This window comes from Microbacterium sp. C448 (assembly GCF_000582705.2).
In the GTDB taxonomy this organism is placed as follows: domain Bacteria; phylum Actinomycetota; class Actinomycetes; order Actinomycetales; family Microbacteriaceae; genus Microbacterium; species Microbacterium lacus_A.
On sequence record NZ_HG779757.1, the window covers coordinates 1 to 5,629 of the forward strand.

At 69.7% G+C, this 5,629-nt stretch carries 7 protein-coding genes; 2 read left to right on the top strand and 5 right to left on the bottom strand.

Features of this window, described 5'->3' with window-relative positions; genetic code table 11:
- Positions 1 to 105 precede the first annotated feature (105 nt).
- The 3 genes from MIC448_RS16580 to MIC448_RS12795 all read right to left on the bottom strand — a co-directional run bounded on the left by MIC448_RS16580 (position 106) and on the right by MIC448_RS12795 (position 1,751).
- Positions 106 to 240, bottom strand: a complete 135-nt coding sequence (locus MIC448_RS16580) for a hypothetical protein (RefSeq protein WP_279380993.1) — start codon at positions 238 to 240, stop codon at positions 106 to 108.
- A gap of 20 nt (positions 241 to 260) precedes the next feature.
- Positions 261 to 833 carry a YdeI family protein gene (locus tag MIC448_RS12790; RefSeq protein WP_036300376.1) on the bottom strand — a complete coding sequence of 191 codons (573 nt, stop codon included), beginning with the start codon at positions 831 to 833 and terminating at the stop codon, positions 261 to 263.
- Between the two features lie 87 nt (positions 834 to 920).
- The gene (locus MIC448_RS12795) at positions 921 to 1,751 is read right to left on the bottom strand and encodes an HAD-IIA family hydrolase (protein WP_036300379.1); all 831 of its coding nucleotides are present in this window, start codon (positions 1,749 to 1,751) and stop codon (positions 921 to 923) included.
- 89 nt (positions 1,752 to 1,840) lie between these two features.
- Here MIC448_RS12795 and MIC448_RS12800 point away from each other — a divergent pair, with 89 nt between their 5' ends.
- A complete protein-coding gene (locus tag MIC448_RS12800; RefSeq protein WP_051513824.1) occupies positions 1,841 to 2,827 on the top strand; it encodes an SDR family NAD(P)-dependent oxidoreductase in 987 nt (328 codons plus the stop codon).
- Here MIC448_RS12800 and MIC448_RS12805 read toward each other — a convergent pair.
- Positions 2,816 to 3,457, bottom strand: a complete 642-nt coding sequence (locus tag MIC448_RS12805; RefSeq protein WP_036300382.1) for a metal-dependent transcriptional regulator — start codon at positions 3,455 to 3,457, stop codon at positions 2,816 to 2,818. The genes MIC448_RS12800 and MIC448_RS12805 overlap by 12 nt on opposite strands.
- 34 nt (positions 3,458 to 3,491) lie before the next feature.
- On the bottom strand, positions 3,492 to 4,745 hold the full coding sequence (locus MIC448_RS12810) for an Nramp family divalent metal transporter (protein ID WP_051513830.1): 1,254 nt from the start codon (positions 4,743 to 4,745) through the stop codon (positions 3,492 to 3,494).
- Positions 4,746 to 4,982: 237 nt separating this feature from the next.
- Here MIC448_RS12810 and MIC448_RS12815 point away from each other — a divergent pair.
- The coding region (locus MIC448_RS12815; protein WP_036300384.1) for a TrmH family RNA methyltransferase at positions 4,983 to 5,629 on the top strand (647 nt) is incomplete at its 3' end.

The following is a 5,629-nucleotide window of genomic DNA, read 5'->3' on the forward strand; positions in this document are numbered from 1 at the left end:
CCCGCCGAGCACCGCCCTGCCTCGAGATGTGGGGCGCCGTGGGTGCTGTGGGGCACGTTCTACCCTGCCCCGCGGCGCGGAACCTGCCCCACTTTGGCCCAAGCGTCAGTCGCGGTCGCCGGGACCTCTCTTGTCACGACCCCGCTTGTCACGACTGCGCCACCAGGCCACGACAAATGCGACGAGGGTGCCGCCGACGATGAGGGTCGACACGGCGAAGATCAGATCACGTTGCGACATGGGTACTCCCTCGGGTTGATCTACGGCCGGCGTCCGGCGGCGGCCTCGGACACGATCCGTGCGATGCGTGCCGTCCGCGTTTCGGGGCGCTTGGCGCTCGCAATCTGGGTGAGGCCGTAGGTCCGCACGGATGGCGGAAAGCCGTCCCACGCCGCGCGAGCCTCGGGAACGGCGTCGAGTGCTGTGGCGAACTCGGGCGGCTCGATGAGTGCCTCGGGGCCGTCGAGCATCGTCCACGTCCCGTTGGTCTTGGCGATCTCGATGGCGCGGATGCCGGCTGCCTCGAGCTGGCCCGCCGCCTCCAGGATCTCGACGCGGGCGTTGTTGGTGCCCGCCCACCCGCTGCTCGCGCGCCGCGGGGCGAACCAGAGCCCGGATGTCTCGTCGTCGAACACGCGGACGGGGCCGTCGATCCACCCGAAGCACAGGGCTTGCCGGATCGCGTCTTCGTACGGGATGTGGAGGTGGGCGAAGCCCTTGCGGCCCCGCACCAACCACGTGCCTTTCGAGTCCGCATGGTTCTCGGCGAGCCACGCGCGCCAGGTGGCGGCATCCGCTGCCCGCACCCGCTCGCCGTCGTCCAATACGCCCATGCTCAGAAGATACCGCGGCGACGATACCGTCACTCCCGGACATCGCGGGCGGTCATGCGACCGCGTCCCGTACGTCCCGGGATCGGCTCAGATGACCTCGGGCAGCTCGGTCTCGGACGGCTCTTCTGCGACGAGATCGGCGACCGAGTCGAGCACCTCGTCGGGTCGGAACGGGTAGCGCTCGATCTCGGCGGTATCGCTGATGCCGGTCAGCACGAGCACGGTGTGCAGGCCCGCCTCGATGCCGGCGACGATGTCGGTGTCCATCCGGTCGCCGATCATGCCGGTGTTCTCGGAGTGAGCGCCGATCCTGTTCATGGCCGAGCGGAACATCATCGGGTTGGGTTTGCCGACGACGTACGGTTCTTTGCCCGTGGCCTTCGTGATGAGGGCCGCAAACGAGCCGGTCGCGGGGACGACACCCGAAGGCGTCGGGCCGGTAGCATCCGGGTTCGTGACGATGAACCGCGCGCCCGCATTGATGAAGCGGATGGCCTGGGTGATGGCCTCGAAGGAGTACTGACGGGTCTCGCCGACGACGACATAGTCGGGCTGCGACTCGGTGATGATGTAGCCGGCCTCGTGCAGTGCGGTTGTGAGGCCGGCCTCGCCGATGACGAACGCCGTGCCGCCCGGCAGCTGCGACGCGAGGAAGTCCGCCGTCGCGAGCGCCGAGGTCCAGATGCGGTCCTCGGGCACGTCCAGGCCGGACGCGCGCAGGCGCGCGCTCAGGTCTCGTGGCGTGAAGATCGGGTTGTTCGTCAGCACGAGAAAGGGCGTGCCCTGGTTGCGCCACTGTTCGAGCAGTTCGGCCGCGCCCGGAACCGGGCGGTTGTCGTGCACGAGCACGCCGTCCATGTCGGTGAGCCAACACTCGATGTCGGCCCTCGTGCGCGTGAGGATGCGTTCTGCGGCCATGCCGCCAGCCTAGGCCGATGAGTCGGCTCGCGCCCGTCCGCAGGACCGGCATGCGGCGCGTCGTCGGCGTCTGGCCGTACTGTCGACACATGAGCGCCCGACGCGATCAGTGGAACCCGACATCCCTCCCCGCACAGACGGGGCGAGCGTTCCTCGTGACCGGGTCGAATGCCGGGCTCGGCTATTTCGCGAGCGAGCAACTCGCCCGCGCGGGAGCTCACGTCATCATGTCGGGACGAAACCCCAACCGCCTCGCCGCCGCCCGCGCGGCGATCGGCAGACGGGTGCCGGATGCCTCGGTCGAGACGCTGCTGCTCGACACCAGCAACCTGGGATCCGTGCGTGCTGCCGCGGCATCCGTCGGCGGCCGAGCTCGCCTCGATGGGGTGCTGCTGAACGCCGGCATCGTGCACCCGCCCCGCACGCGCGAGGTGACGGGTGATGGCAACGAGCTCGTGCTGGCGACCAACGTCCTCGGCCACTTTGCGCTCGCCGGGGCGCTGTTGCCCGTGCTCGCGCGCGCCGAGCTGCCCGCGCGCATGGTCTGGCTCGGCAGTATCTCGACCGCGATGTGGTCGTACGACCCGGTCGATCCGCAACTGGAGCAGGACTACTCACCGTGGCGGGCCTACGTGCAGTCGAAGGTGATCGCCCAGGCACTGGGATTCGAAGCCGACCGCCGACTCCGAGCCCACGGCCTCGCGGTGCGGAGTCTGGTCGCTCATCCCGGTTATTCGGTGAGCGGACGCACACCCGGCATCCGGGGCGTCAATGAGCCGACGCGTGGCGCACGCTTCGTCGACAACCTGCAGGCCGCGGTGACGCAGTCCAAAGAGCGCGGGGCGTGGGCGCCGGTGCGTGCCCTCATCGATCCGGATGCCGAGGGTGGCACGTTCTGGGGTCCGAAGGGCGGGCTCAGGGGCATGCCGCGAACAGCGCGCCCGGCTGCCCTGACGGCCGATCCCGCGCGCGGCGAGAGGCTGTGGGCCTTCTGCGAAGAAGCCACGGCGGTGCAGTGGCCATCCGATCGGGGGTCTTCCGAGCGGAGGCGCTGGCGCCGTCGGTCAGGCCGATAGCCATACGGCCGAGGCTGCGCCCTCCGGGAGCGCGATCGACCCGCTGTCGCCGTCGAGGATCTCGCGCGACACCACGCGCACGGTCGCTCCGACTTCGACACCTCGCTCTTCGAGGTGGCGCAGCAGCGGGGCGTCGCGATCGCTGACACGCAGGACGCGGCCCTCGTGCCCCGGGGCGGCGTGGGCGAGCAACACGAACCTGACGCGCTCGACCCGACCCTCGGCATCCGGAATCGCGTCGCCGTGCGGATCGAAGCGAGGGCGACCGAGTCGCTCGTCGATCCCCTCGAGCAGCCGGTCGCTGATGGTGTGCTCGAGGACCTCGGCCTCGTCGTGAACCTCGTCCCAGCCGTACCCGAACTCGCGCACGAGCCAGGTCTCGATCAGGCGGTGCCTGCGGATGATCCCGCTCGCCCGTTTGCGGCCGGCTTCGGTCAGCGTCACCGGACCGTACGGGCGGTGGGTGACGAGCCCCTGCGCGGCGAGCTTCTGCACCATCTCGGTCACGCTCGAGGGGGCGAGGCCCAGTTCGCTCGCGAGCTGCGACGGGGTGATCTGGCGATCCTGCCACTCGGTGTGGTGGTAGATCGCCTTGAGGTAGTCGTCGACCACGGCGCTCGGGGGTGCCATTGCCTCAGGGTACCGTCCGCGGATGACGGCGATGTCAGGCGCCGGTGAACACGAGGAACAGCAGCACCGCGTTGAGGGTGACCAGGAACACGCTCGCGATAATGCCCCCGATCGTCGTGATCGGCCGGTTGCGGTGCTCGCCGAGGGTGCGCTGCTGGGCGGTCAGCACCACGAGGGGGATGAGGGCGAACGGGATGCCGAACGACAGCACGACCTGGCTGAGTACGAGCGCGAAGGTCGGATCGAACCCGGCGCCGAGGATCAGCAGCGCCGGGATGAGGGTGACGAGGCGGCGGACGAGCAGGGGCACGCGCACGCGCAGCAGCCCGCTCATGATCTCGGCGCCCGCGTACGCACCGACGGATGTCGAGGCGAGGCCCGAGGCGAGCAGGCCCACGGCGAACAGGGTCGCGACGAGGGGTCCGAGTCCGTCGCGTAGCGCCGCATAGGCCCCCTCGAGGCTGTCGGTGCCGGGCACGCCCGCGAGATTCGCCGCCGCGAGCAGCAGGATGCAGAGGTTCACGGTGCCCGCGATGATCATGGCGATCGAGACATCCCACCGCGTCGCCCGAAGCAGGCGAGCCGTGCCGACTCCGCGGAGAGCCGCGAGCTCATCGCCCGCGTGACGGGTCGGGGCTGCGGTTGCGGTGTCGCCGGCCGCGCGAGGCGGGGCGAAGCGGTCGCGCGAGAGAGCCGAGTGCGCGTAGATCGCGTGCGGCATGATCGTCGCGCCGAGGATGGACGCGGCGAGCAGCACCGAACCCGCATCCTCGAAGCGCGGCACCAGACCGCCGACGATCCCGGCGGGGTCGGGAGGCCCGACGAAGACGCCCGCGGTGAAGCCGACGGCGATGATGACCATGAGCGCGATGACCGCGTTCTCGAACGGACGAGCACCGCGCTTGGACTGCACGAGCAGCAGGCCGATCGAGACGACACCGGTGATCACGCCGCCCCACAGCAGGGGGATTCCGAAGAGCAGGTTGAGGGCGACGGCGCCGCCGATCACCTCGGCCACATCGGTGGCCATCGCCACGAGTTCGGCCTGCAGCCAGTAGGCGCGCCGTGCCCAGCGGTTGCGTAGGCGTCGACCGAGCACCTCGGGCAGGCTCTCGCCCGTGACGATGCCGAGCTTGGCCGAGAGGTACTGGATCAGCCAGGCCATGACGTTGCCGATCACGACGACCCAGACGAGCAGGTACCCGTACTGGGCGCCCGCCGTCATGTTGCTCGCGACGTTGCCCGGATCGAGGTAGGCCACCCCGGCGACGAGAGCGGGACCGATCAGCCACGCGACCTTCGGGGTGCTGACGGCACTGCTCGCCTCGTGCGTTGCGCCCTGTTGCGCTGGCGAATTTTTCGGCACACCGAAACCTTAGCTATATTTCGGCACGCCGAAAAGAGCTTCGGTCGGTGAGCGAGCCGAACGCGAGTCGAAACGACGGTCTCGTGCGTGGAAGCGTTTCGTCTCGCTTCGCTCGCTCAACGACCGGGGTCGAGACACCGGCCCGGATACGCTGGCCCCGTGACCGACGAACCCGCGCCCGAGATCGAACCCGAGGCGGAGCCGGAGCGCGAGGCGGACACCACTGTCGGCGTCGGCCCCTGGCCGGGCGGACCGGATGCCTGGCCCGACGACCCGCGGTTCGACCCGGTCTTGCTCGCCGACGGGGATCGGCGAAACGTCGTCGATCAGTACCGCTACTGGTCGATGGACGCGATCATCGCGGACCTGGACGAGCGCCGGCATCCGTTCCATGTCGCGATCGAGAACTGGCAGCACGACATGAACATCGGATCGATCGTGCGCACCGCCAACGCGTTCCTCGCCGAGGCCGTGCACATCATCGGCCGCCGGCGCTGGAACCGCCGCGGGGCGATGGTCACCGACCGCTACCAGCACGTCATCCACCACGAGGACGTCGCGACCTTTGTGGCTTGGGCAGCGGAGCGCGCGTTGCCGATCGTCGCGATCGACAACGTCGAGGGATCCGTCGCGCTCGACCGTGCGGACCTGCCCGAGCGGTGCATCCTGATCTTCGGGCAGGAGGGTCCCGGGCTCTCGCCCGAGGCGCTCGCCGCAGCATCCTCCGTCGTCGAGATCACGCAGTACGGCTCGACCCGTTCGCTCAACGCGAGCGCCGCGGCCGCCGTCGTGATGTACGACTGGGC

What these genes read in the sequence shown, in the direction of transcription:
- MIC448_RS16580 (WP_279380993.1), bottom strand. Translation starts at nt 240, where the DNA reads ATGTCGCAACGTGATCTGATCTTCGCCGTGTCGACCCTCATCGTCGGC.
- MIC448_RS12790 (WP_036300376.1), bottom strand. Translation starts at nt 833, where the DNA reads ATGGGCGTATTGGACGACGGCGAGCGGGTGCGGGCAGCGGATGCCGCC.
- MIC448_RS12795 (WP_036300379.1), bottom strand. Translation starts at nt 1,751, where the DNA reads ATGGCCGCAGAACGCATCCTCACGCGCACGAGGGCCGACATCGAGTGT.
- MIC448_RS12800 (WP_051513824.1), top strand. Translation starts at nt 1,841, where the DNA reads ATGAGCGCCCGACGCGATCAGTGGAACCCGACATCCCTCCCCGCACAG.
- MIC448_RS12805 (WP_036300382.1), bottom strand. Translation starts at nt 3,457, where the DNA reads ATGGCACCCCCGAGCGCCGTGGTCGACGACTACCTCAAGGCGATCTAC.